Raw genomic sequence first — 25,356 nt, forward strand, 5'->3', positions numbered from 1 at the left:
CAGTTGCCGGCGGGCGTTCTCGTCAAGGCCCTATCGTCGACGCGATAGGCTATCAAGCTGGCATATCGTTTGCCTTGCCATCACGCGCCCACACCCGGTGCTGCCCCATGGCATCGCGCAGCGCGGTGAAGACGTCATCCAGCGCACTGCCCGTCAGCACGCCCTCCTCGTTCGTCGGTACATCCGCGGCATCCAACAGCATCTTGCCCTCGCCCACGGCGGCGATCGCCTTGAGGTGCTTGTAGGCCTCCTGCACGTAGTAGCGGCCGAGCCCGGACTGGGCCAGGGCGTCCACGCTGTCGCTACCAGCGGGCACGATCACCGCGTCCACCGCCACCGAGGGCATGCCGTTGAGCATGGCGTCGGGAGCCACCTGCTTGCCGTCGGCCGCTGTCAGCGGGGCCATGCTGGGGGCGATCACCATGCCCTCGGCACCTTCGGCCTCGAGCTTCTGCTTGATCGCCTCCACCTGACCGGCGTCGACTCCATCGGCGGCCAGGATCGCCACCTTACGATACTTGATGTTGCCGGGCAGGCGCGCCATCAGGCTAAGCGTCGGCGACTCCTGCTGCGAACTCCGGCCCAGCTCCTCGGCGGGAGCGGACTTTTCGCTGGGCGCCTCGATACCGTGGTTCTCGCCCACCCGGCGAGCGAGCTCCAGGTCGATGTTGGGCAGGATCTCCTGGATCACCCGCTCGCGAATCCACGGCCGCTGCACCTTGGACAGCTCGAAGGTATAGGCGGCGATGATGTGCTCCTTCTCGACGTCCGTCTGGCTGTTCCAGAACAGCGTGGCCTGGGAGTAGTGGTCGCCGAACGAGGGGCTGCGGGCACGAACCTTGTGCGCGTCGATGCGCTCGTAATGGGACTCGAAGCCGCCGTTTTCCGGCGCTGCCGGGGTTTCGCTGGGCCAGCCACCGTCGATGGAGTTGGGCTCGTAGGAGGCCTGCCCTTTGTTGATGGTCTGGCGGTGCATCGAGTCGCGCTGGTTGTTGTGGAACGGGCACACCGGCTGGTTGATCGGTAGCTCGTTGAAGTTGGGCCCGCCCAGGCGCAGCATCTGGGTGTCGAGATAGGAGAACAGCCGCCCCTGCAGCAGCGGATCGTTGCTGAAGTCGATGCCCGGCACGATATGCGCGGGGTTGAAGGCGACCTGCTCGGTCTCGGCGAAAAAGTTGTCGGGGTTGCGGTTGAGCACCATCTTGCCGATCGGTATGACCGGCACCTGCTCCTCGGGAATCAGCTTGGTCGGGTCGAGCAGGTCGAAGTCGAACTTGTGTTCGTCCTCCTCCTCGACCACCTGAATGCCGAATTCGTACTCCAGGAAGTCGCCGTTCTCGATGTCCTCCCACATCATGCGCCGGTTGAAGTCGGGATCGCGGCCCCACAGCTTCTGCGCCTCATCCCAGATCAGCGAACAGGTGCCCGCCAGCGGCTTCCAGTGAAACTTGACGAAGCGCGACTTGCCCTGCTTGTCGATCAGGCGGAAGGTGTGCACGCCGAAGCCTTCCATGTTGCGGTAGTGCCGCGGGAAGGCTCGGTCGGACATGGTCCACAGCACCATGTGGGTCGACTCGGGCATCAGCGAGACGAAGTCCCAGAAAGTGTCGTGAGCCGATTGCCCCTGGGGAATCTCGTTGTGGGGCTCAGGCTTCACCGCATGCACGAAGTCGGGAAACTTGATCGCATCCTGAATGAAGAACACCGGCATGTTGTTGGCCACCAGGTCCCAGTTTCCCTCGTCGGTATAGAACTTGGTGGCGAAGCCGCGCACGTCGCGCACGGTGTCGTTGGAACCGCGTGCGCCCTGCACGGTGGAGAAACGCACGAAGACCGGCGTCTTCTTGCCGGGGTCCTGGAACAGCCCCGCCTTGGAGTACTGGGCGGCGTTGTCGTAAGGCTGGAAATAGCCGTGGGCCGCGGCACCGCGGGCGTGAACGATACGCTCGGGTATGCGCTCGTTGTCGAAGTGGTTGAGCTTTTCGCGGAAGATGAAGTCCTCGAGCAGCGTCGGCCCCCGCTCCCCCGCCTTCAGCGAATTGTGGTTATCGGCGATGCGCGCACCATGGTTGGTGCGCAGGTCGTGCCCGGTGGCATCGCTGCGATATTTCTCGAGACTCTCCGACTTGCTGTGCTCGTCGGTCTTGAACTCGGTGTCGTTGGGTTGGCCGCTGTTGGGCGTAGTGTGGGGGTTGTTGGCCATGCTCGAACTCCTGTATCGATGTGAATCCATCCTTGCGCGCTAAACACGACGCTCGGCCGCTGTCCGGCCAAATGCAGTGCCAAGCCTCGAATCAAAGGTAGTTGCCCCCCTGGCGGTCGCCAATCACCCGAGGCTATGAAGGCCAAAGGCAGAATTAATTAAAATACAGTTTTCCCGAGGATTGCCGATCAAGTACGTCGGACATCGGGCTGGAGCCCGATGCCATTAGGCAAAGGACACAGGGAACAGCAATGAAACGACTCTCAAGCGCCGTGACGGCTCTACTGATCACCTTCGGTACCGCGCAGGCCCAGGCCTTCGACAGCAAGGTCACGGTTGGCGCCATCGCCGGCACCACTGGCGTGGGCGCCGACGTCTCCTGGCGCTTCCATGAGCGCCTCGGGGTGTCGGCCCGCTATACGGGTGGGCTCGACTGGGACGGCGACTTCGATACCGACGGTGTGGACTACAGCGGCGACGTCAGCCTCTCCGCCGGCAAGCTGGGGCTTGACTACTACCCCTTCGCGGGGCGCTTCTTTCTGACCGCCGGCATCATGCTGCCCGACATGGAAGCCAACGTCGTCGGTCGTGCCAGGGATAGCCAGACCTTCGAGTTCAATGGCAATACCTATTCCACCGATGAGCTGGGCAACGTCCAGGGCACCCTGACCATAGCCGACGGCGTGCAGCCCTATGCCGGGCTGGGCTGGCGCAGCTCCCATCGCAGCGGCTTCGGCGTCTTCTCCGAGCTCGGCGTGATGGCGACGAATATCGACGTTTCCCTCAGCTCCTCACGTCGCTTTGAAGACGGAGACTCTGACAGGGCTGCGCAACTTCGCCAAGACATTCGCCGCGAGGAGCAGCGGCTCAAGGACGAAGCCGACAAGCTGCCGTTCTACCCGGTGGCCGTACTGGGCATCTCCTATACCTTCTGAATTCCAGGCTGGCCGTAAACGATTCGGCCCGGGCAATGGCCCGGGCCGAATCGTCTTGCTTCGCGAAGTTACGCCTGTCGGATCTTGGAGATGACCCACAGCAGCACCACGGCACCTACCGTGGCCGTGACCAGTGAGCCGATCAGGCCACCAGCCTGGAGTCCCAGCAGGCGAAACAGGAAGCCGCCGATGACCGCGCCCACGATGCCCACGCCGATGTTGGGCAGGATGCCGAACCCGCCGCCACGCATGATGTTGCCGGCGATCCAGCCAGCCAATCCGCCAATAACCAGCCAGGCGATAAGTCCCATACTTTCTCTCCTTTCCATTGAGCGACTCTTGTCCCCTGCGGGGGGATAGAGGGTGCCAAAGCAGCGTTCCTGCACAGGGTAGCTTAGAACGACGACCCAGGCTGCTGCAGGAACGCCAGCTCCTCGGCGCTGGATTCTCGCCCCAGAATGGCGTTGCGGTGGGGATAGCGGCCGAATCGCAGCAGGATGTCACGGTGACGGTGTTCGAAGCGCAGGTTCTCCTCGAGGCCCGGCTGGTCGAACAGCCTCAGCGCCTGGTCGTGGATCTTCAGCGATTCGCTGTGCATGTAGGGCATGTAAAGGAAGCTGCGCCAGGAGACTGCCAAAGCCCTGTCATGCCCCTGCTCCACGGCCTCCTGGGCCAGCACCAGGGCCATGGCATCCTGGGCAAAGGCGCGCGGATCGTCACGGTAGAGGTTGCGCGAGAACTGATCGAGCACGAGGATCTCCGCCAGCCGTCCACGGGGCGTCTCGCGCCACTCCCACAACTCCCCTGCCGCAGCCGCCTGATGCAGCGGACCGAAACGCTGACGTACCATGCTGTCGAACTCGGTGTCCTTGCGAAACCACTGGGCTGGCTCGATTTCATCGAACCAGAAGGCGATCACCGCCTCGCCGCTGGGCAACCTCTCGTCCATAGCGTGTCCTCGTGGTGGGTGCGACTGATATCATGCCCTTGAGTTTCGATAATTTCATCTGCGCTGCCATGGAGACTCCATGACACCTACCCTTGGCATGTTCACATTCATCTTCAACCTGGTCGGGCTGGTGATCTGTATCGTCGGCCTGACGCTTGCCCAGCGCAGGGAAAAGCGCTGGCCGGGCTATGCGCTGGCGGTGTTTGGCTTCTTCATCGCCGCCTCGCCGCTTTGGTACCAGTTGCTTGCCGGTTTGCAGCAGTAGCGCCGCCTTGCCAGATGCCGCCGAGAGCCGCACATTGGCGGCTCACACTATCGAGAGGGGGATGTCTCGCCAATGCGCCAGTCGCTCACCCGGGAGCTGACCAACCTGATCGAACGCGGCCGCGACCGCCAGCTGCGCCTGGCAGTTACCGGGCTTTCACGCTCGGGCAAGACGGCCTTTCTCACTTCGCTGGTCAATCAATTGCGCCATGCCGGCCTGGAGGCGCGACTGGACCTGATGCCGGCAGCACGCGCAGGCCGCCTGCTGGGCGCCCGTCGAGTCAGCCAGCCCGACCTCGGCGTGCCACGCTTCCCCTATGATCAGGCCATGGCGGCACTCGACGGCGAACCGCCCCGCTGGCCGGAGCCCACGCGGGGCATCAGCGAACTGCGCCTGTCGATTCGCTACCGTCCGGCACGTCGAAGCCTGCTGCGCAGCGAGACTGCCGAACTCAACCTCGACCTGTTCGACTACCCCGGCGAATGGCTGCTCGACCTGCCCCTGCTGGGTCACGACTACCTGAGCTGGAGCCGCAGCGTACTGGCCGGCGGCGGCGAGCAGCGGCGTGCCCTGCTGGCCGAGTGGCATCGCGCCGCTGCCTCACTCGACCCCGCAGCCGAAGCCGACGAAGCCAAGCTTGCCGACGTGGCGGGTCTTTATGCTCATAGTTTGCAGGCGGCTCGCGAAGCAGGGTTTGCCAACCTGCAGCCGGGCCGCTTCCTGCTGCCAGGGGACCTGGAGGGCGCTCCGGTGTTGCAGTTCTTTCCGCTGCCGGCACTGGAAGGAGCCGACGAGGCGACACTGGCCAAGCTGCCGCCAGAGAGTGTCTACGCCACGCTGGCGGCACGCTTTCGTCACTACCAGCAACATATCGTGCGTCCCTTCTACCGCGACCACTTTCGCCGCTTCGACCGCCAGATCGTGCTGGTCGACGTGCTCGGTGCGCTCAACGCCGGTCCGGAGCGCTTCGAGGACCTCTCCCAAGCACTGGCCACACTGATGCAGAGCTTCGACTATGGCAAGCGCAGCCTGCTCTCGCGGCTTTTCGCACCGCGCATCGATAAGCTGGCTATTGCCGCCACCAAGGCCGACCACGTGACTCCGGAGCAGCATGCCAACCTGACGGCCCTGCTCGAGGCTCTGCTCGCCGAACCGCTGCAGGACCTGCGCTACGCCAACGTGCCGGTGAAAGCGCTGTCACTGGCGGCAATCCGCGCCACCGAAGTGCGCGAGGTCAGCCAGAAGGGAGGGCCGATGCCGGCGCTGCGGGGCACGACTCTGGACGCTGAAGAGGTATTGGTGTTTCCCGGCGAGGTACCGGCCAGACTGCCGGAGGCAGTGTTCTGGCGCCGCCAAGGGTTCGACTTTCGTGCCTTTCGCCCCGCCCCTCGCGAAGGTGGCGCCCTGCCCCATATCCGGCTGGACGCCGCCCTGGACTGGTTGATCGGAGACAAGCTGCAATGAGCGCTGAGCGTCACGAACCGAAGAGCGACGATCCGCGTCCGGCACACCGCTTCACGCTGGATGAGCCGGCCTCGCCCGGCACAGAATCGCCCCTTCCGCGCCGGGACTTCGACAGCCAGTTGCCCACCCGCGCCATGGGAGAGGCACCGATCAGTCGCGCCGAACGCGACCTGGAGGCAAGCCTCGGCCGCCCACGCAAGCGCCGCTGGGGACTGCTGGCACTGCTGGTCGGCGGCATCGCGCTAGGCGCTGCAGAAATGGCCCTGCGACTCCCCGAAGCGCTGCTTGGGGGCCACTGGCTCAGCGGTGGCTGGCATTTGCTGGGGCTCGGTGCCATCGCCCTGGGCGGCGGAGCTCTGCTTCGCGAGGCCTGGCGCCTGCGACGCCTCAAGCGACACGACACTCTGCGCCAGCGCCTGGCCCGCTTGCCCGAGGCCGATGCCAGCGAGGCGCTCGAGCTGGCGAAGACGCTCAAGCAGCAGCTAGGCCTGGACGACGACCACCCCCACTGGCAGGCCTTCCTCACCGCCAGGGAGGCGCACCATACGGGGGACGATGTGCGCCAATTGCTTGCGCACCATTTACTTGCACCCCGTGACCGCCAGGCTCGGCGCATGATTTCCCGCATGTCCGGCGAGACCGCCGTCATGGTGGCCGTGAGTCCACTGACGCTGGTCGACATGGCCCTGGTGGCATGGCGCAACCTGGCGATGATCGACCGTATCTGTCGCCTCTATGGGCTGGAGCTGGGCTATGCCAGCCGCCTGCGCTTGCTGCGCAACGTGCTCTACAACATGGCCTTCGCCGGTGCCACCGAGATGGCCAGCGATGCGGGGGTGGAGCTACTCTCGCTGAACCTGGCCGGGCGCCTCTCGGCGCGGGCCGGCCAGGGCATGGGGGTGGGGCTGCTCACTGCCCGCCTCGGCCTGCGCACCCAGCGCCTGACCCGCCCGCTGGTATTCGGCGAGGGCGAGGCACCGCGCATGGCCGACCTGCGCAGCGAGCTCTGGCAGCAGCTACGCCGGCTGGAAAAGCAGGATTAGCGCAGGGGCCGAGCTTTCTCTTGACGCCGGTCATGACAGTAACGGCCATAAGCGTTACGCTCTAGCGTATGGATTGGCTCAAACTCGCCTAGAAGGAAATCAAAAAATGTACAAGTCCATCCTGGTTCCCGTCGATGGCTCCGCAGGAGCGAAGAAAGCGCTGGAAGTTGCCTGCCTACTGGCCAAGCAAGCCGACGCCTCCTTGCACATCCTGCACATTCCCGAGGAACTCGCCCACGAGACGACGCTGGTGTGGGGCATCGGCGCCATCGCCATCGAGGCATCCCGCAAGGAGCGAGAGGACATCGGCAAGCAGGTCGTCGACAAGGCCGCCGAGGCTGCTCGCGCCCAGGGCGTGAGCCAGGTCGAGACGGTCATCGGCCAGGGCGACCCGGCCCGCACCATCGTCAGCGAATCCCGCCGTCGCGGCGTCGAGGCCATCGTCATGGGCAGCCGCGGCTTGAGCGACCTGCGCGGCCTGGTGGTGGGCAGCGTTTCCCACAAGGTCAGCCATGTCGCCGAGTGTACGGTGATCACCGTACGCTGAGGCCGCCTCTGGAGGCCGCCACCCCTGTTCTGTGGCGGCTCCACGGTTTCTTCAGGCCAGGCGCCGTTCGGTCTCTCGGTCGAACAGCACTGCGCGCCCCATGTCGATGCGCAGCGCCAGCCGCTCGCCCGCCTTCACCGGGCACTTGGGGCCGACTCGCGCCGTCGCTTCATCCTCGCCCAACTTCAGCTGGAGGAGGATATCCGCTCCGGTCGGCTCCACCACGCTGATCCGCGGCGTGAGCAGCACGCCTTCGGCGTGTTCCCTGAGCCGGTCATCATCCTCCGAAAAGTGCTCCGGCCGCAGACCCAGAATCACGCGCTCGCCAACCTTCCCGGCTAGCGCCGGCGTTTCGCGCTCCCGCGGCCAGGGCAGCTCCAGCATCTCTTCTCCCGGAGTCTCCACGCGCAGCCGGTATGTCCCACTCTCCCCCACCAGCGTGGCGCTGATGAAGTTCATCGACGGCGAGCCCATGAAGCCGGCGACGAAGAGGTCCACTGGGTCGTTGTAGACCTCGTCGGGCGTGCCGAGCTGGAGAATGCGCCCGTCGCGCATCACCGCGATGCAGTCGGCCAGCGTCATTGCCTCGATCTGGTCATGGGTGACGTACACGATGGTGGTGCCCAGGCGCTGGTGCAGCTTCTTGATCTCGGTGCGCATGTCCACGCGCAGCTTGGCATCGAGGTTGGAGAGCGGCTCGTCGAACAGATAGACCTTGGGCTCGCGGGCCAATGCCCGGCCCATGGCGACGCGCTGGCGCTGACCGCCAGAGAGCTGTGACGGCTTGCGCTCGAGCAGGTGCGAGATCTGCAGCAGATCGGCGACCCGCTCCACCGCAGCCTCGCGTTCGGCCCTGGGGACCTTGCGCATCTCCAGGCCGAAGCTGATGTTCTGGCGTACCGTCATGCTCGGATAGAGCGCGTAGGACTGGAACACCATGGCGATGTCGCGCTCTGCCGGGGTCTGCCAGGTGACATCCTCGCCGGCGATCCGGATTTCGCCGGAGGTGACCGGCTCCAGGCCGGCGATGGCGTTCATCAGCGTCGACTTGCCGCAGCCCGAAGGCCCCACCAGGATCAGGAACTCTCCCGAATCGATCGCCAGGCTGACGTCCCTGAGCACCTGCTCGCTGCCGAAGTCCTTGCAGACATTGTTGATTTCCAGTGCTGCCATGTCGAAAACCTCTTGTTGTTCGGTGGTACAGAGGGTCTCAGCCCTTGACCGAGCCTGCCGTGAGCCCACGGACGAAATACTTTCCCGCCAGCACGTAGACGATCAGCGTGGGCAGTGCGGCGATCATCGCCGCCGCCATGTCGACGTTGTATTCCCGCACCCCGGTGGACGTGTTGACCAGATTGTTGAGCGCCACCGTCACCGGCTGGGTGTTGTGAGCCGAGAAGGCGACGCCGAACAGGAAGTCGTTCCAGATCTGGGTGAACTGCCAGATCACCGAGACCACGATGATCGGCGCCGACACCGGCAGCAGAATGCGCCAGAAGATGCGGAAGAAACCGGCTCCGTCGAGCTTGGCCGCCGACACCAACTCGGTTGGCACCGCCACGTAGAAGTTGCGGAAGAACAGCGTGGTAAAGGCGATGCCGAAGACCACATGGACCAGGACCAGCCCCGCCCGGGAACTCGACAGTCCCAGCCAGCCCAGGGTCTGCGCCATGGGCAGCAGCACCACCTGGAACGGGATGAAGCAGCCGAACAGCATCAGCGCAAAGACCAGCTCGGAGCCCTTGAAGCGCCACTTGGTCAGGGCATAGCCGTTGAGCGCGCCGATGATCGTGGAGATCAGCACCGCTGGCACCACGATGGCGATGGAGTTGAAGAAGTAGACCCCCACGCCTTCGCAGCGCATCCCTGTGCACGCCTCGCCCCAAGCCTTGGCCCAGGGTGCCAGGGTCGGCTCCCGGGGCAGCGAGAGCAGCGTGCCGGGGGAGATCTCGGCCAGCGGCTTGACCGAGGTGATCAGCATTACCGCCAGCGGCAGCAGGTAGAACAGCGCGGCCAGCAGCAGCACGGCGTAGAGCATGGCCCGACCTAGCCGCGCGCCCAGCGTACGGCGACGAATCACGTTATCCATGACGACGGTTCCTCAGCTCTGAATAGAGGTAGGGAATCAGGATCGCCAGCACGCCGCCCAGCATCAGCATGGCGCTGGCCGAGCCGAGCCCGATCTGTGCCCGAGTGAAGGCATGGGCGTACATGAAGGTGGCCGGCAGATCCGAAGCGTAGCCGGGTCCGCCGCCGGTGAGCGCCACCACCAGGTCGAAGCTCTTGATGGCGATGTGGGAGAGGATCATCACCGCACTGAACACCACCGGGCGCAGGCAGGGAATCACCACTCGCCAGTAGATGCGTGGCAAGCTGGCGCCATCGAGCTGGGCCGCCTTGAGGATGCTGTCGTCGATGCCTCGCAGCCCGGCGAGAAACAGCGCCATGACGAAGCCGGAAGCCTGCCATACCGCGGCGATCACCAGGGTGTAGACGGCCGTGTCGGGGTTCACCAGCCAGTCGAAGCGGAAATTCTCGAAGCCCCAGCTGCGCACCATGGCCTGGATGCCGAGACCGGGATTGAGCAGCCACTTCCACACCACGCCGGTGACGATGAACGACAGCGCCATGGGATAGAGATAGATCGTGCGCAGCGCCCCCTCCTGACGGATACGCTGATCGAGCAGGATGGCCAGCAACAGCCCCAGCGCCAGGCAAATGGCCACGAACAGCCCGCCGAATACCACCAGGTTGGTGGAGGCCACCCACCAGCGGTCGTTGGCCATCAGCCGCGCGTACTGGGCGAAACCGACGAACTCGTAGCTGGGGAGCATGCGCGAGTTGGTCAGCGATAGGATGAAGGTCCATAGCATGAAGCCGTAGACGAACAACAGCGAGATGGCGATCGACGGCGCCAACACCAGCTTGGGCAGCCAGGCCTGAAGCCGGCCGGAGTGGCTGCGCCGGGAAGCGGCTCCGGCAGCGAGGGGCGCCACGGAACGAGACAGAGACATAGCGGGAAACCTCGGACGTGAACGGCGGGCCGCCAAGGCCGGGCCTGAAGGACTCTCAAGCCCAGCCTTGGCGGAACGTGACTCAGGCCAGGCCTAGAGTGCTGCCTGGGCGGCATTCACCATCCGCCGCGCGGCCTCCTCGGCTGGCATGTCACGCGAATTGAAGTAGTTGGTCACCACGTCGAAGATAGCGCCCTGCACGTCGGCCCGGACCGCCATGCCGTGAGCCATGCTGGGCACCAGCCCGCCTTCCTCGGCGGTGCGCTGGAAATCCTCCAGTGACTGTTGCGCGCAGGTGTCAAACTCGCTCATGTCGAGGTCGGGACGGGCGGGAATCGACCCCTTGGCCAGGTTGAAGGCCTCCTGAAAGGTCGGCTCCAGCACCAGCCGTGCCAGGGCCTGCTGTGCCTCGCGCTCCACCCCCTCGACGCGGAACATGGCCAGGCTGTCGATATTGAAGGTGAAGGCATCCTGGGTGCCCGGTGCGGCGGCACAGAGATACTCCTCGCCGGCGGTGAGTTCGGCGGCAGTGAACTCGCCCTTGGCCCAGTCGCCCATCAGCTGCATGCCGGCATCGCCATTGATCACCATGGAAGTGGCAATGTTCCAGTCGCGGCCGGACATGTCATCGTCCATCAACTCGCGCAGACGCTTGAAAGTTTCCAGTGCTTCGATCATCTGCGCACTGCCCAAGGCTTCCTCGTCGAGCTCGACCAGCGCCCGCTGATAAAACTCGGTACCGCCGCTGGCAAGCAGTACGCTCTCGAACACGGTGGCGTCCTGCCAGGCCTGGCCGCCATGGGCCAACGGGATGTAGCCTGCCTCGCGAATCGCCTCACCGGCGACGAACAGTTCATCGAGCGTAGTCGGCATCTCCACGCCGGCTGCCGCAAGCACCTCGGGGTTGGCCCACAGCCAGTTGACCCGATGAACGTTGACCGGCACCGCCACATAGCTGCCATTGTGCCGCATGACATCCGCCACGGTGGTGGGTAGCAGTGCATCCCAGCCCTCGGCCTCGGCCACCTCGTCCAGTTCGCCCAGCAGGCCCAGCTCGCCCCACTCCTGTATTTCGGGCCCCTTGATCTGGGCGGCCGAGGGCGGGTTGCCGGACATGGCGCGGGACTTGAGTACGGTCATGGCCGTTTCGCCGCCGCCGCCAGCCACGGCGAAGTCTTCCCAGCCATAACCTTCGGCTTCCATCAGCTCCTTGAGCACGTTGGCCGCACGGGCTTCGCCGCCCGAGGTCCACCAGTGCAGCACCTCCACCTCGGCCGCCTGGGCACTGGCATACGCCATTGAAGCCGCCGCGGTGGTGGCCAGGACGAGAGCCGTCTTGCTGAACGAGATATTGAATGGATACATCGGCATGCTCCTGCTGTTGTTATTGACCCGGTTACGACCGGCGTGTCAGTAACGCTAACCGAGAGCTGCCACATGGGGGGTTACTTAGTCCTGCAAAGTATTAGGCTAATATTACAGCGCTGTAACACCCGTGGGCCGAGGGAGTTCCACGGTCACCTCCAGCCCTCCACCTGGCGGGTTGGCCAGGCGAACCTCCCCGCCCATGGTCCGGGCGATGTGACGAGCAATACCGAGTCCCAGGCCGCTGCCCCCCGTGTTACGGCTTCGCGAAGGTTCGAGGCGCACGAATGGGGCGAAGACCCGCTCCTGCTGATCTTCAGGAATACCCGGCCCGTGATCGCGCACGACGAGTTTGAGCCGTACGGGCGAGTCATCCAGCAATACCTCGGCACGCTTGCCGTAGAAGACCGCATTCTCCAACAGGTTCGCCAGGCAACGCTTGAACGCCAGCGGCTTTACCGACAGCGGTTCGGCACGGCCCGATATCTTCACCTGCCCGCCCTGCAGCGCCAGCTCCTCGGCCAGTTCCCCGAGCACCGAGCGGGGGTCGACCGGCGCCACCGCCTCGTGCAGGTCGAAGCCCTTCACCGAGGCCAGTGCTCCCTTGACCAACAGATCGAGTTCGTCGAGGGAGGCACAGAAACGCTCGCGCTGCAGCGGGTCGTCGAGCATCTCGGCACGCAGGCGCATTCGTGTGATAGGCGTCTTGAGATCGTGGGAGATGGCCGAGAACAGGCGTTCGCGCTCCTCGACCTGATCACGGATGCGCTCCTGCATGCGGTTGAACGCCACGGCAGTCGCCGCCACCTCCCGTGGGCCGGTCTCGCGCAGCGGCGGCGCATCGAGATCGTCACCCAGCTGGCGCGCCGCCCGTGACAAGCGCGCCAGCGGCCGGGTCACGCCGCGGATGCCGAGCAGCGACAGGCCAATCACCGTCAGCAGCACCATGAAACTCGCCAGCAGACGCTCCCCGGAGAGCCAGCGATGCTCGTTGAACAGGTCGGGCACCGGCAGCAGCGTGGCCACGTAGAGCCAGGTCTCGGGGCCCAGCTCCATCTGCACCACCAGGATCGGCGGCGACAGCGGCTCCATCAGCAGGCTGTGCTGCCCCCAGCGTGGCGGCAGGTCGTGCAGCAGCACCTCGTTGTTGTAGACGCGCAGCGTCTCGGTGCGAGAGAACTCGACCAGCACGTCATCGATGTTCAGCTCGCTGGTCAGTATCTCGTGGAAGTTGTCCACCACCAGTGCCTTCTCCGGCCCCGTACCGATGTCCTCCACCGGGATGCGGCGTTCATTGACGCTGACGAAGAAGCGTGTGCCGCCCATGTTGCGCAGTTGATCGAGCACGATATGGCGGTATTCGAAAGGCAGGGAGCGGAAGAAGCGCATGGTCGAGGCGACGCTGTAGGCAACGTTGCGCGACAGCTCGTCGAGCTGCTCGAGCTGGCTCGAGCGCACCTGGGAGGTCCACACGGCGTAGCTGGCCAACTGCGCGCTGAGCACGCCGACGAGCATGATCAGCACGAATCGCCCGCGCAGGGTGCGCGGCAGCAGGCGTGCCAGACGCCGTTTTCCACGGTGGCTCAGCCCTTCGCTCACGTCAGCGCTTCTACCCGAGCGGTGAAGACATAGCCCGCACCGCGCACGGTACGAATCAACTGATGATAGTGAGTATCCTCACCAAGGCGCTGGCGCAGGCGGCAGACGTGCACGTCGATGGAGCGATCCAGCGGCGGTGCCGGCCGGCCGCGAGTCAGCTCATACAGCGCCTCCCGCGACAGCACCTGCTCGGGGTTCTCCAGGAAGACCTGCAGCAGTTGGAAGTCGGCCCCGGACAGCGGCATGCGCCCATCGTGTTCGTCGATCAGCTCGCGGGTCATGCGATCGAGGCGCCAGGTGCCGAAAGCAACCAGCCGTGCCCGGGCCGGATCCGCTGCCACACCGCCGCGGGAGCGGCGCAGTACCGCCTTGATTCGCGCCAGCAACTCGCGTGGATTGAACGGCTTGCCCAGGTAGTCGTCGGCACCGAGCTCGAGCCCCAGGATGCGATCGGTTTCATCGGCGCTGGCGGTGAGCATGACGATCGGCACATCGCTTGCGCGGCGAATGTCGCGGCAGATGGTGAAGCCGTCGTCGCCGGGCAGCATGATATCGACGATCAGCAGGTCGGGGGATTCGCTGGCCATCAGCCGGTGCAGCGCTCCGGCGTCCTCGGCGGCCAGGGCACGGTAGCCGTGGCGCCCCAGGTAATCGACCAGCAATTCGCGGATCTCGGGGTCGTCGTCGACCACGATCAGAGTGGCGGGCGTTGTCGTCATCGTCGTCCGATGGCAGGGGCGGTGCCGAGGCAGCGCCGTGGGTCGTTGTCGTTATGGGCTCGATGATGGGCATGCACGAGCGGCGGGACAAGGGGACCTAGACCAACGTCGCATCGTGCTACCTGCCCGCGAAGGGGCCTACAGACGCCAGGGGGCGCCGCGCTACAGGGAAAAACGCGCCTGCAGGTGCCTGGCCACCGCCGTCTCGGCATGGTGCCCGATACGGCGCGCCACCGGAACCCGTTCAGCCAGCTCGGGATGTGCGTTGGCCATCACGTGCGCCTCGCCGGCGAGACTGAGCATCTCGGTATCGTTGAGGTTGTCGCCGAAGGCCAGGCAGCGCTCGCTGTCGAGGCCGAGGGCGGCGAGCAGCGCTTGCAGTGCCGTCCCCTTGTTGACGCCACCGGCCATGACCTCCAACGAATTGAGCGTGGAGTAGGTGACGTGAAGACGCTCCCCGTGACGCTGGCGCACTTGCTCCTCGAGCCCGGCCAGCCGCCCGGGCTCGCCGATATAGAGCACCTTGCCCACTCCCTCCCCGTCCAGGCTGGACGGCTCGACCACACGGTAACCAAAGCCGGTGTGGGCGTGGTAGGCCAGCAGACGCGGTTCCGGGGCGTCGATCAGCCATTCGTGCTCGAGATAGAGGTTGAGGCGCACACTGTCGTCCCGCTCCAGCGCAATCAGCTCACGCGCCAGCTCCGCCTCGAGGTGACGCGAGGAGAGCAGGTCGCCTTCAGGGCCGTGCAGGTAAGCGCCGTTGGTGCTGATCACGTGGAGCGGTACGCCCAGTCGTTCGCGAAAGGCCAGCATGTCGCGGAAATGGCGCCCCGAGGCGAAGGCCAGATGATGCCCCTGCCCGGCCAGCAGGCGCAGGGTCTCGACGGTCTCGGGGTGCAGGTCGTGATTGGCATCGAGCAGCGTGCCGTCGAGGTCGGAGACGATCAGGTGAGGTGTCATGGGCATCCATCGCTTCAGCTTCTCGAAAGAGGCTAACGCAGCCAGTCGCAGAAGCCCAGTAACAGGCGGCTTTCCTTCCTGGCCTACCCTGCCCCCTGGCAGGCGGTCGTTTTGTCGCGACTGGCCCGACAGCGTTTGGCGCCGGCCTCGGGAATCCGTATAGTGGCTCTCTTATCCCGCCACACGTTCGTGATCATGCTGCAGAATAACCCGCTGCTCGCCCAGCTCAAGCAACAGATTCGTGAAACCACGCCCCGCGCCGAGGGAGTGATCAAGGCCACCGACAAGGGCTTCGGGTTTCTCGAAACCGATGACGGCCAGTCTTATTTCGTCCCGCCCCCGGCCATGAAGCAAGTGCTCCATGGCGATCGCGTGCAGGCCGTGATTCACGAAAACGGCGACAAGACCTCCGTCGAGCCCGACACCCTGCTCGAAGCGGGCCTGAGCCGCTTCATCGCCCGGGTGCAGAAGCGCGACGGTCGCCTGGCGGTGGTGCCCGACCACCCCTCGATCAACAACGCCCTCAAGGCGAGGATCAAGAACAGCCTCGATGAAGCCAGCATCGGCGACCGCGACTGGGTCGTGGCGCGGCTGGTTCGTCACCCGCTCAAGCCTGATGACCGCGCCTTCTTTACCCAGATCGACGAACTGGTGGCCAAGTCCGACGACCCCGCTGTTCCCTGGCGCGTCACCCTTGCCCGCCACGCTCTTGAACAGGCGTGCCCGGAGGCCGGCAACGACTGGCCGCTGCGTGATGAAGGCCTCGAGCGCGAGGATCTCACCACCGAGCCCTTTTTCACCATCGACAGCGAGAAAACCCGCGACATGGACGATGCGCTGCGCATCGAGCCCCGCGAAGGTGGCGGCTGGCGCCTGACGGTAGCCATTGCCGATCCCACCGCCTATGTCGAGGAGGGCCATGCGGCCGATCTCGAGGCCCGTACCCGTGCCTTCACCGTCTACCTGCCGGGTCAGAACGTCACCATGTTGCCCGAGCAGCTCGCCGACGACCTCTGCTCCCTGCGCGAAGGGCAACATCGTCCGGTACTGGCCTGCACCCTGGAAGTGGAAGCCGACGGCAGCCTCGGCGACTATCGCTTCTTTGCCGCCCAGGTGCGCTCCCAGGCCAAGCTGGTCTACGACCGGATCTCGGACTGGCTCGAAGGCCAGGGCGAGTGGACGCCGGACGCAGCAATTGCCCCTCAGCTACATGCACTGCGCGACATGACCGAGGCACGGGCCGCCTGGCGTGCCGAGCATGCGCTGGTGTTCAAGGATCGCCCAGACTACGTCTTCGACCTCGATCCGGCCGGCAACGTGCTCGATGTACGCATCGAGGAGCGGCGCATCGCCAACCGCATGATCGAGGAGTCGATGATCGCCGCCAATGCCTGCTGCGCCGACCTGCTAGCCGAGCACGTCGGCCATGGCATCTTCAACGTGCACCGCGCCTTCGACCCGGAGAAGGCAGAGGCCGCCCACGAGTTCCTCACCGCCCAACAGGTCGAGGTCGAACTCGAGGCGCTTTTCGAACTGCCCCGTTACAAGGAGCTCAAGCGCGCACTGGAGAGCCGTGACGACGCCTGGCTCGATGCCCGCTTGCGCCGCTTCCAGGGCTTCACCAGCATGTCCGCCCGGCCGGGCCCGCATTTCGGCCTGGGCCTGGCTGCCTATGCCACCTGGACCTCGCCGATCCGCAAGTATGGCGACATGGTCAATCACCGCCTGATCAAGCGCGTTCTCAAGGGCGAGCAGGCCCCGGCCGAGGCGACCCAGGCGCTGACCGAGCAGCTCACCGAGCGGCGCCGCCTCAACCGCATGGCCGAGCGCGACGTCAAGGACTGGCTCTACGTACGCTACCTGACACCGGCGGCCAAGGAACAGCAGGCCTTCGAGGCGGAGATCTTCGGCATCAGCCGCGGCGGCATGCGGGTGCGCCTGACCGCCAACGGTGCCACCGCTTTCGTGCCGGCCCCGATGCTGCACAGCGACCGCGACAAGGTGGCCATCGACGACAAGGAAGGCCGCATCCAGGTCGAGGGAGAGGAGCGCTACAAGCTGGGTGACGTGATTCGCGTGGAGCTGATAGAGGCCCGCGAGGAAACCCGCTCGTTGGTGGCACGCCCGGCCATGTGACAGCCGAACCGAGCGTTCGACGAGGCCCCGCAGGTTCTTCCTGTCGGGGCCTCGTCGTAACGGCCCTGGAAGAATGAGGAGTCGCATAAACCAAGGAATTAAGGCAAGGTAATGTAAAGGAATAATACAGGTGGGTAAGCCCATCCCATCAGGGAAGCCAATACGATGGCAGTACACCTCGGACTGCGAGGCAAGTCGGTCGCAACCTTGCTGCTGGCCTGTCTGCTGGCACTGATTCCGGCCCTGCTGATCGGGTGGAAGGCCGTCGATGAAGTACGCCGTCACTTCGCCACGGCCTATGCCGAACAGTACACGTTGCTGCAGATGCAGCGCATTTCCGCACCGGTATCCCGCGAGCTGGCCCTGTCACGCCGCTTCGCCAACTCGGTGGTCACCCGTGAGTGGCTACGCCAACCGGACGACCCCGAACGCCGCGAACGTTTCTTCGCCGAGGCCGAGGGCTTTCGCCAGCATTTCGGCAGCAATACCTACTTCATCATCGATCACGCCAGTCGCGACTACTACTTCGCCGATCGACGCAACGCCGAGCCGGCACCCCACTATCGCCTTTCCGCGGATGACGATGAGCACGCCTGGTACTTCGCCACCATGGCCAGCACTTCCACCTACGACATCACCATCCAGGCCGACCCTGTGCTCGAACGCAGCATGCTATGGGTCAACGTCAAGGTCCACGATGACGGGGAGCTCCTTGGCCTGGCCGGCGGTGCCCTCGATCTCGATGACTTTCTGACCCACTTCATCCGTGCCAGTGCCCCCGGGGTAACCCCGATGATCGTCGATCCCCGCGGCACGATACGCGCCCACCCCGACCAGGCTCGCGTGGCACTCGGCGCGGGCAGCAGCCCCTTCGATATCGACAGCGATCAGCATATCCAGTCGTTGATCGCCGACAATGGCCAGCGCGACGAGCTCAGGCGCGCGATGCAGGGTGCAATACGTCGTCCGGGAGACATCCAAGCCCTGAACGTCGACATCCAAGGCGAGCCGAGACTGCTTTCGGTAGGCTATATACCGGAGCTTCAGTGGCTGCTGGTCACCTCGCTGGACAAGCAAGCCGCCCCCATACTCGAAGGACGCTGGTTCTGGCCTTTGGTTGGTGCCCTGATCCTGGTTCTGAGCGTTCTGACGGCAGCCTTTGCCTACGCCACGCACCGTCTGATCCTGATGCCGTTGCACCGCCTGACCCTGTCGGCACGCGCCATCGCCGACGGCGACTACCGTTCGCGGCTTCCCACCGAGCGCCATGACGAGATCGGCGAGCTCTCCCAAGCCTTTTCGCATATGGCCCGTCAGGTGGAAGATCATACCGTCAACCTGGAGGCTCAAGTCCGCGAGCGGACCCGCGAACTGGAGACCGCTCACTCAGCCATGGCCGCCGCCCACAAGCAGCTTGGCGACTCCATCCAGTACGCCAGCATCATTCAGCAGGCCATCCTGCCCGACGCCCAGCTCAAGGCACACCTCGACACTCATTACGCCGTGCTGTGGCAACCGCGCGATACCGTGGGCGGCGATTTCTATATCTTCCGCGCCACGCCCCGGGGCTACCTGATCGGCATCGTGGACTGTGCCGGTCACGGGGTACCCGGCGCTCTGATGACCATGTTGGCACGCGCCATCATCGACAACGCCATCGCTCAGGAAGGCGCCGACAACCCTGCCGCCCTGCTCAATGAGATCGATCACCAGTCCCGCGAGCTGCTTCCGGAATCGCAGTTGCCCTCCTCCATTGCCACCAACATGGATATCGGCCTGGCCTGGGTCGACCTGGACCGCCATTGCTTGACCTATGCAGGCGCCAAGCTCGACCTCTATGCCAGCGACGGCAACCGGCTCGAGCGCATCAAGGGCCACAAGCGCGCCCTGGGACATCGCCGTCCGACCCGCTACAGCAATCAACAGGTGCCGCTGCATGACGGATGGCGTTACTATTTGTGCAGCGACGGCTTTCTCGATCAGGCCGGAGGGGATCACGGCTTTGGCTTCGGTAACAGCCGCTTCGAGGAGCTACTGCTCTCCCAGGCAGCGTCACCACTCGATGCCCAGCTGGCCGCTTTCGAGCAGGCACTCGACGATTACCGAGGCGCTCACAGTCAACGTGACGACATCACCCTATTGATATTCTGCTCGACGTCGGAAGGGGCCGGGCCGGTGTCTCGAGACCCGCCCCCTTCCGATCAGCGATAACGTTTCAAGCCAAGGAATTGCCATGGACTTACTGAGTATGAGGGAGAGCTACCAGCATGAGCGCATCATGCTGTGCTTCAATGGCCCCATATCACGTAGCCTGATCGAAGAGATCGGCAAGGCGTTGCGCAACTATCTCGATACCCAGCAAGCCGCACCCTCTGCGGCCATGGACGTCTTCGCCGTCTATATCGAGATGACCCAGAACATACGCCATTACGCTCGACGCCAGGGCTATGACGATGAGTTGGGTGCGGCTACGGTGGCAGTGGCGCGCAGTGGCGAGGGAAGCTACCAGGTAAGCGCTGGCAACCTGGTCGAGCGGGCCGACGGTGAGCGTCTGGTAGCCGCCGTCGATGCGCTTGCCCTGCTCGACAAACAAGCGCTCAAACAGGCCTACAAGCAACAGCTGCGCCATCCAAGGGAAGCCGGAGGCCACTCAGGAGCCGGCCTAGGGCTGCTAGATATGGCCCGCAAATCCAGCCGCCCGTTGCAAGCGGCATTACAGCCACTGCCCAATGAGCGCAGTTTCTTCAGCCTGACAGCCACGATTTGACCGTTGCCAATGACTACCATGATGACTGATATCGATATTCCCGGCAGCCTGTCCACGCCAACCATTCGCAGCGACTGGCAAGCCGGGCGTCTTGCCATGCAAGGTGACTCCTATCCTGAAAATTCCTACGAACTCTTCGACCAAGTGATTCACTGGGTACGTCACTTTCTCACCCAGGAGCAGCGGCCACTGCACCTGGAACTCGCTCTGGTCTACCTGAACACCAGCTCGGTCAAGGCCATGATGGACATCTTTGACCTGCTGGAAGAAGCTTTCGAAGCGGGCCGCGAGGTATCGGTCACGTGGCACTACGATGCTCGCAACGAACGCATCGCCGAATTGGCCGATGAGTTTCGCGAAGATTGCAGCTATCCTTTTGCCATTACTCCTGCCGGAACCTAGCCATGAAGGATGACCACGACGAAGCCTTGCTGGCGGAAATAGCGACCCTGCTCGACTCCAGTGAGCATGCTGGCCACCCTCTGCATGATGCCCTGCAACGCCTCTATCGGCACCATTGTGAGCAGCGCGGGCAAATGCATCGGCTGATCGACATCTCCGACCGCTATCAGCTGCTTGCCATGGAAGCGCGGCAGGTTACCCAGCAGCGCTACGAGCGCACCCTTCGCCGCCAACGCAAGCTATCGCGTATCTCCGATGGCTACCAGGCCCTGATGCATGAGCGCAACAAGGCATTGCGCCAAGCATCGACACACGACCCTCTGACCGAGCTTCCCAACCGTCGCCTGATCTGCGAGCGCCTCGAGACCCTTGTCGCAGAGCACCGCGCCTTTACCCTTGCGCTGCTCGATATCGATCACTTCAAGAGGATCAACGACCACCACGGCCACGACGTGGGCGATCGTGTCCTGGTCGCCCTCACCCAGGCGTTGAGCGCCAGCCTGCGAGAATACGACCTCTGCGCCCGGTGGGGCGGGGAAGAGTTTCTGCTTCTGCTTGTCGATACCGACCGCAACGAAGCCAGCACTATCGTGGAACGACTGCGCTCACGCCTCTCGAAAGTCACGGTGCGTACCGGCCAACAGACGATCTCGGTCACGGTGAGCGCCGGGTTGAGCCAGCACCGCCCCGGTGATCCTCACCACCTCACCGTGAAGCGTGCCGATCAAGCGCTGCTCAAGGCCAAGCGGGCAGGCCGCGACCGCATCCTCAGCGACTCTCTCTAGACACTCCTCTCCCCGTTGCGGCCTTCATGCCGCTCAGCGACGCACCGCTTTTCCGTCGCCCAGTCGATGCTGGGCCCGTGAAGACCGTGCCCGCCCCGGTAGGGCGCATAGCCCGGCGAGCGCCATCCCGACAGCAACTCCGGGTCGAGGCGAAACACCTCCACGCCGATCGGGTGGCAGGTCAACAGCGGATCGCCGGCGTTCGGCCCCCACAGTTCCACCGACAGATCGCCACCCGGGCAACACGAAAGGGCACACAGCAGATCGATCTCGGCGAACAGCTCCAGATAGTCGCCCTGCCGCGCCGGACAGGCCTTCATGAAATACTGGTCATCCTCGTTGAGGCCGGTGCACTGGAACACGTTGAGCACGTCGTGCACGTCGAACTCGGTAAGGCCATGCGGCAGCACGGCACGCACCAGGTTGGAGTGACAATGGTGATCGAAGTCCTCGCCGGTGAGCAGGCGATTGACGTAGGGGTCGCAGCGGGTTCCCAGCAGATCATGTATACGTCCGCCCTGTTCGTCCACGCCGCTGCCGTCGACGCCATAGCCCGCCAGGCTGTCGTCGATGATCGTGGCCATGGGGCGCAGATAGGGCAGCGTCGACCATAGTCGATCGAAGGTGGAGACGTGGGCACGCTGCAGCTGGCGGGTGCGCGAGGCCCAGAAGCGCTCCCGCGGGTTGTGCCGGCTCCACAGGTTGAGGTCGCCGACCTGCGGGCCCTCCAGGGTCGTGAGCCGCATCACGTGCCCGGCGGGCACCTGCCACGCCCGCCCCTCGCGAATCGGCACCACCAGCGAGTCGACCCGCTCCCGGGCCGCTGGGTCGGTCAGCCGCGAATAGAATGCTCTGTCGACGTCGAGGACGGAGCCTCGGGTCGCCTGGTAGGCGGCGGGTACCTTGCTCATCGTTGTTCTCCAAGCACATTTGCCCTCAGCCTAGCGGATAGCGCGCCACGTCACGTCAACGCAGGCGAACGGCTAGCCGCGCATGGCCCGGGCCAGGACGTCGCTGAACGGCTCGAGCAGGTAGCTGGCAAAGGTTCGCTCGCCGGTATGGATCATCACCTCGGCCGGCATGCCCGCCACCAGCCGCCTCTCTTCGGGCAGCCGCGTATCGTCCACGGCGATGCGCGCCAGGTAGTAGTCGCTGCCCGTGGTCTCGTCCACCAGGCTGTCGGCGGAGAGATGGACGAGCTCGCCCTCGACGGCACGGCTCGAGCGCTGGTCGAAGGCGGTGAAGCGGATGCGCGCCGTCTGCCCGGGATGCAGGCTGTCGATCTCGTGGACCGGCACGCGCGCCTCGACCACGAACCCTTCGTCCGCCGGCACGATGTCCAGTACCGCATCGCCCGGATCGATCACCGCGCCGCTGCTGTGCAGGCGCAGATCGACGACACTGCCCGTAACCGGCGCTCGCACGGCGGTGCGCCGCACTTCGTCCTCTAGCGCAGTGATGCGCTCCTCGGCGTCGGCGATCTGCGCCTGCACATCCCGCAGCTGCTCGCCAGTCTCCTGCTGGAACTCCTGGCGCAGTATCTGCCGCTGCAGACGGTTCTCGCTGATCTGCGCGTCGATGCTCGCGGCATTCGACTCCTGCTGGGCCGTCTCCCCTTCCAGCTCGAGAAGATCACGCTCCAGCTCACGCAAACGCTGCCGATCGCCGTGGCCACGCTCGAACAGGCTGCGCAGGTCCTCCGCCTCTTCCTCCAGTGAGGCGACTCGCTGCCGGCTGACCTCGATCAGCGCTTCCAAGCCCTCGCGCTGCTCCCGATACTGATAGGCCTGCTGCTCGAAGGTGGCCAGGGTACCGTCGAGCGCCTGTCGGCGGGCAAAGAACAGCCCTTGCTGCACCGCCAGCGCTTCGCGCACACGACGCGACTGGCTGTCGCGCAGCTCGGCTGGAAAGGTCAGCGTCTCGCGCTCGGACAGCTCGGCCGACAGCCGCACTTCACTGGCCCGGTTGAGCAGATACTGGTTGCGAGCCAGCTGAAGCTGCGAACGCGCGCGGGTATCGTCGAGCACCACCAGGACCTCGCCCCCCTCGACGCGATCGCCATCGGCCACCCGGATCTCGCTGACGATACCGCCTTCGTAGTGCTGCACCGAGCGCGTGGACGAAGCCGCTGTCACCTTGCCCGACGCCACGACCCCCACCGCCAGATTGGCTGCCACCGCCCTGCCACCGAAGCCGCCGAAAGCAATCAGCAGCACCAGCAGACCGATGCGCTGCCAGGGACGAGGATCGACGGGCGGCACCGGCATGGCAGTCGACGTCGCTTCCTGCGGATAGATCATGTTCCCGCCTCGCGCGCCGTACGCCGGGAAGGCGCGGGCCGGCTCGACGGTCGTACCGACGCTTCACGCCTGCGGGTGGCGGCCTCCAGTCGGGCCAGCACTTCATCACGAGCGCCCTGCAAACGAAGATGCCCCTCGTCGAGCACCAACAGCGTGTCGACGCTTGCCAGTACGCTGCGCCGGTGGGTGATCACGAACAGGGTGACGCCATCCTGCTTGAGGCGTTCCAGCGCCGCCATCAGCGCGCGATCACCGGCGTCGTCGAGATTGGCATTGGGCTCGTCGAGTACCACCAGCACCGGCTCGCCATACAGGGCACGGGCCAGAGCCACCCGTTGACGCTGCCCACGCGACAGCATGGCGCCGGAGTGCCCGAGCCGAGTCTCGTAGCCCGCTGGCAGGCGCAGGATCATGTGGTGCACGCCGGCCTTGCGCGCCGCCTCGACCACACGCTCAGCGCATGGCTCGCCGAAGCGGGCGATGTTATCGCTCACCGTGCCGTCGAAGAGCTCGATCTCCTGGGGCAGATAGCCCAGAGAGGGGCCCAAGGCGGCACGATCCCACTGTTCGAAGCTCGCCCCATCGAGACGCACCGCGCCCCGAGCCGGCGCCTGGGCGCCGGCCAGCAAACGGGCCAGGCTGCTCTTGCCGGCCGCACTCGGTCCGACGATGCCGACGTGTTCGCCGGGTTCTACGTGAAAGGCGATGTCATCGATCACGGCCCGGTCAAACCCCGGCGCCAGCAGCGTGGCCGACTCGACTGCCACCTCGCCCCGGGGAGCGGGCAGCGCCAGGCGCTGGCGTTCGGCGGGCGTCTCCCTGAGCTGCGTCGCCAAGCGCCGATAGGCGTCGCGGGCGCTCACCAATCCCCGCCAGGCGCCGATCATGCCGTCGATGGGCGCCAGAGCGCGGGCCAGAACGATAGAAGCGGCGATCATGACGCCCGGCGTGATTCGCCCTTCCAGTACCAGCAGCGCCCCCAGGCCGAGGATCAACGACTGGAATGTCAGGCGCAGGGTCCTGGCGAGCTGGGTCAGGCCGCTGGCCCGGTCGCTCGCGCGCGACTGCAAGACGAGTGCGGCTCGATGTTTGGCCAGCCAGCGCTGCCGCAGCGTCGACAGCATGCCCAGGGAGCGGGCGACTTCGGCGCCGTTCAGGCTGTCGGCGACCTGCTCACGCGCCTCGCGGTAGCGCTCACCCGCATCCCGCATGAGCCCCCGGGTCAGCTTTTCATTGATCAGCGTCAGGCCGAGCAGCACCAGCCCTGCGAGACTGGCGAAAACGCCGAGCCAGGGGTCGAAGAGAAACAGCAGGGTCAGATAGAGCGGGACCCAGGGGGCATCGAAGAAGGCGAACAGCGCATTGCCGGAGAAGAACTGGCGCAGCGTACGCAGGTCATCCAGCGGTTGCACCGAGGTACGCCCCTCGCCGACGAGCTGCCGGGCGAATATGGCTTGATGCAAACGTCCCCCTAGCCGAGCATCGAGGCGATTGCCGATACGCACCAGCAGCCGTGACCGCACCACATCGAGAAAGCCCATGACTGCCATCAGGAACAGCACAACCAGGGTAAGCAGCAGCAGCGTCTCGCGGCTGCCGGTGGTAATGACCCGGTCGTACACCTGAAGCATGTAGAGCGCCGGCATCAGCATCAGGGCATTGACGAAAAGGCTGAAGCCGAGCACCCACACCAGAGTCGGCCGGCACTGGCGCAGCGCTCTCGCGAGATCGTCGACGGTCTCGGAGGCCATGGCTTGCATCCTCCCGCAGAGATACTCCGGCTCGCACTCGCGGCACGAGAACGACGGTATGAAGGCTTGAAGCGGGGCAGACTAACAGAGCCGCAGCGAAGCGATGACTACGGAATGATGGTTTTCGTAACGGCGGGTCTTGTTATGTTTCT

The 25,356-nt window shown here is 64.9% G+C and carries 23 protein-coding genes; 10 read left to right on the forward strand and 13 right to left on the reverse strand.

The features are described 5' to 3' along the window. Positions 1-52: 52 nt before the first annotated feature. Positions 53-2,233 (reverse strand): catalase HPII, encoded by a 2,181-nt coding sequence (gene katE / locus H1D44_RS14705; protein ID WP_338073508.1) that lies wholly within the window; start codon positions 2,231-2,233, stop codon positions 53-55. A gap of 221 nt (positions 2,234-2,454) precedes the next feature. On the opposite strand from katE, the gene H1D44_RS14710 reads away from it, so the two are divergent. Further along, positions 2,455-3,138: a hypothetical protein gene (locus H1D44_RS14710; RefSeq protein ID WP_181515614.1), complete on the forward strand. Its 684-nt coding sequence runs from the start codon at positions 2,455-2,457 to the stop codon at positions 3,136-3,138. A 68-nt stretch (positions 3,139-3,206) separates the two neighbouring features. Here the strand turns inward: H1D44_RS14710 and H1D44_RS14715 are convergent, their stop codons facing one another. Continuing rightward, complete coding sequence (locus H1D44_RS14715; RefSeq protein WP_181515615.1) at positions 3,207-3,449, reverse strand: GlsB/YeaQ/YmgE family stress response membrane protein; 243 nt, start codon at positions 3,447-3,449, stop codon at positions 3,207-3,209. Between the two features lie 83 nt (positions 3,450-3,532). Beyond that, positions 3,533-4,087 (reverse strand): DUF924 family protein, encoded by a 555-nt coding sequence (locus tag H1D44_RS14720; protein WP_181515616.1) that lies wholly within the window; start codon positions 4,085-4,087, stop codon positions 3,533-3,535. A 79-nt stretch (positions 4,088-4,166) separates the two neighbouring features. Here H1D44_RS14720 and H1D44_RS14725 point away from each other — a divergent pair, with 79 nt between their 5' ends. From H1D44_RS14725 to H1D44_RS14740, 4 genes are all read left to right on the forward strand, one after another. Next, positions 4,167-4,352 (forward strand): hypothetical protein, encoded by a 186-nt coding sequence (locus H1D44_RS14725; RefSeq protein WP_181515617.1) that lies wholly within the window; start codon positions 4,167-4,169, stop codon positions 4,350-4,352. Between the two features lie 72 nt (positions 4,353-4,424). Further along, positions 4,425-5,816, forward strand: coding sequence for a YcjX family GTP-binding protein (locus H1D44_RS14730; RefSeq protein ID WP_181515618.1), 1,392 nt, complete (start codon positions 4,425-4,427; stop codon positions 5,814-5,816). Continuing rightward, positions 5,813-6,859 (forward strand): YcjF family protein, encoded by a 1,047-nt coding sequence (locus tag H1D44_RS14735; protein ID WP_181515619.1) that lies wholly within the window; start codon positions 5,813-5,815, stop codon positions 6,857-6,859. The genes H1D44_RS14730 and H1D44_RS14735 overlap by 4 nt, the downstream gene beginning before the upstream one ends. 106 nt (positions 6,860-6,965) lie before the next feature. After that, entirely contained in the window at positions 6,966-7,406 is a 441-nt protein-coding gene (locus H1D44_RS14740; protein WP_181515620.1) for a universal stress protein, read from the forward strand. A 51-nt stretch (positions 7,407-7,457) separates the two neighbouring features. Here H1D44_RS14740 and H1D44_RS14745 read toward each other — a convergent pair whose 3' ends face one another. The 7 genes from H1D44_RS14745 to H1D44_RS14775 all read right to left on the reverse strand — a co-directional run bounded on the left by H1D44_RS14745 (position 7,458) and on the right by H1D44_RS14775 (position 15,063). Beyond that, positions 7,458-8,579, reverse strand: coding sequence for an ABC transporter ATP-binding protein (locus tag H1D44_RS14745; RefSeq protein WP_181515621.1), 1,122 nt, complete (start codon positions 8,577-8,579; stop codon positions 7,458-7,460). Between the two features lie 37 nt (positions 8,580-8,616). After that, positions 8,617-9,495, reverse strand: a complete 879-nt coding sequence (locus H1D44_RS14750) for a carbohydrate ABC transporter permease (protein WP_181515622.1) — start codon at positions 9,493-9,495, stop codon at positions 8,617-8,619. After that, positions 9,488-10,420, reverse strand: coding sequence for a carbohydrate ABC transporter permease (locus H1D44_RS14755; RefSeq protein WP_181515623.1), 933 nt, complete (start codon positions 10,418-10,420; stop codon positions 9,488-9,490). The genes H1D44_RS14750 and H1D44_RS14755 overlap by 8 nt, the downstream gene beginning before the upstream one ends. A 93-nt stretch (positions 10,421-10,513) precedes the next feature. After that, positions 10,514-11,785, reverse strand: a complete 1,272-nt coding sequence (locus H1D44_RS14760) for an ABC transporter substrate-binding protein (protein WP_422671671.1) — start codon at positions 11,783-11,785, stop codon at positions 10,514-10,516. Between the two features lie 111 nt (positions 11,786-11,896). Then, positions 11,897-13,300 carry an ATP-binding protein gene (locus tag H1D44_RS14765; RefSeq protein WP_181515650.1) on the reverse strand — a complete coding sequence of 468 codons (1,404 nt, stop codon included), beginning with the start codon at positions 13,298-13,300 and terminating at the stop codon, positions 11,897-11,899. A gap of 80 nt (positions 13,301-13,380) precedes the next feature. Then, positions 13,381-14,103, reverse strand: coding sequence for a response regulator (locus H1D44_RS14770; RefSeq protein ID WP_181515625.1), 723 nt, complete (start codon positions 14,101-14,103; stop codon positions 13,381-13,383). Between the two features lie 162 nt (positions 14,104-14,265). Beyond that, the gene (locus tag H1D44_RS14775; RefSeq protein WP_181515626.1) at positions 14,266-15,063 is read right to left on the reverse strand and encodes a Cof-type HAD-IIB family hydrolase; all 798 of its coding nucleotides are present in this window, start codon (positions 15,061-15,063) and stop codon (positions 14,266-14,268) included. 195 nt (positions 15,064-15,258) lie between these two features. Here H1D44_RS14775 and H1D44_RS14780 point away from each other — a divergent pair, with 195 nt between their 5' ends. From H1D44_RS14780 to siaD, 5 genes are all read left to right on the forward strand, one after another. After that, positions 15,259-17,199, forward strand: coding sequence for an exoribonuclease II (locus tag H1D44_RS14780; RefSeq protein ID WP_181515651.1), 1,941 nt, complete (start codon positions 15,259-15,261; stop codon positions 17,197-17,199). Between the two features lie 165 nt (positions 17,200-17,364). After that, positions 17,365-19,410 (forward strand): biofilm regulation protein phosphatase SiaA, encoded by a 2,046-nt coding sequence (siaA, locus tag H1D44_RS14785; protein ID WP_181515627.1) that lies wholly within the window; start codon positions 17,365-17,367, stop codon positions 19,408-19,410. A gap of 22 nt (positions 19,411-19,432) precedes the next feature. Next, entirely contained in the window at positions 19,433-19,966 is a 534-nt protein-coding gene (gene siaB / locus H1D44_RS14790; protein ID WP_181515628.1) for a biofilm regulation protein kinase SiaB, read from the forward strand. Between the two features lie 21 nt (positions 19,967-19,987). Continuing rightward, positions 19,988-20,368 carry a biofilm regulation phosphoprotein SiaC gene (gene siaC, locus H1D44_RS14795; RefSeq protein WP_181515629.1) on the forward strand — a complete coding sequence of 127 codons (381 nt, stop codon included), beginning with the start codon at positions 19,988-19,990 and terminating at the stop codon, positions 20,366-20,368. A 2-nt stretch (positions 20,369-20,370) separates the two neighbouring features. After that, the gene (siaD, locus tag H1D44_RS14800) at positions 20,371-21,153 is read left to right on the forward strand and encodes a biofilm regulation diguanylate cyclase SiaD (RefSeq protein ID WP_181515630.1); all 783 of its coding nucleotides are present in this window, start codon (positions 20,371-20,373) and stop codon (positions 21,151-21,153) included. Here the strand turns inward: siaD and H1D44_RS14805 are convergent. The 3 genes from H1D44_RS14805 to H1D44_RS14815 all read right to left on the reverse strand — a co-directional run bounded on the left by H1D44_RS14805 (position 21,150) and on the right by H1D44_RS14815 (position 25,204). Further along, complete coding sequence (locus H1D44_RS14805) at positions 21,150-22,064, reverse strand: urea carboxylase-associated family protein (protein ID WP_181515631.1); 915 nt, start codon at positions 22,062-22,064, stop codon at positions 21,150-21,152. The two genes, siaD and H1D44_RS14805, sit on opposite strands and share 4 nt — an antisense overlap. Before the next feature lie 72 nt (positions 22,065-22,136). Beyond that, a complete protein-coding gene (locus tag H1D44_RS14810; protein ID WP_181515632.1) occupies positions 22,137-23,453 on the reverse strand; it encodes an HlyD family type I secretion periplasmic adaptor subunit in 1,317 nt (438 codons plus the stop codon). Continuing rightward, entirely contained in the window at positions 23,450-25,204 is a 1,755-nt protein-coding gene (locus tag H1D44_RS14815) for a type I secretion system permease/ATPase (protein ID WP_238984543.1), read from the reverse strand. The genes H1D44_RS14810 and H1D44_RS14815 overlap by 4 nt, the downstream gene beginning before the upstream one ends. Between the last annotated feature and the right edge of the window lie 152 nt (positions 25,205-25,356).

Origin of the sequence: Billgrantia kenyensis, assembly GCF_013697085.1 — a bacterium.
Lineage (GTDB): Bacteria > Pseudomonadota > Gammaproteobacteria > Pseudomonadales > Halomonadaceae > Halomonas > Halomonas kenyensis.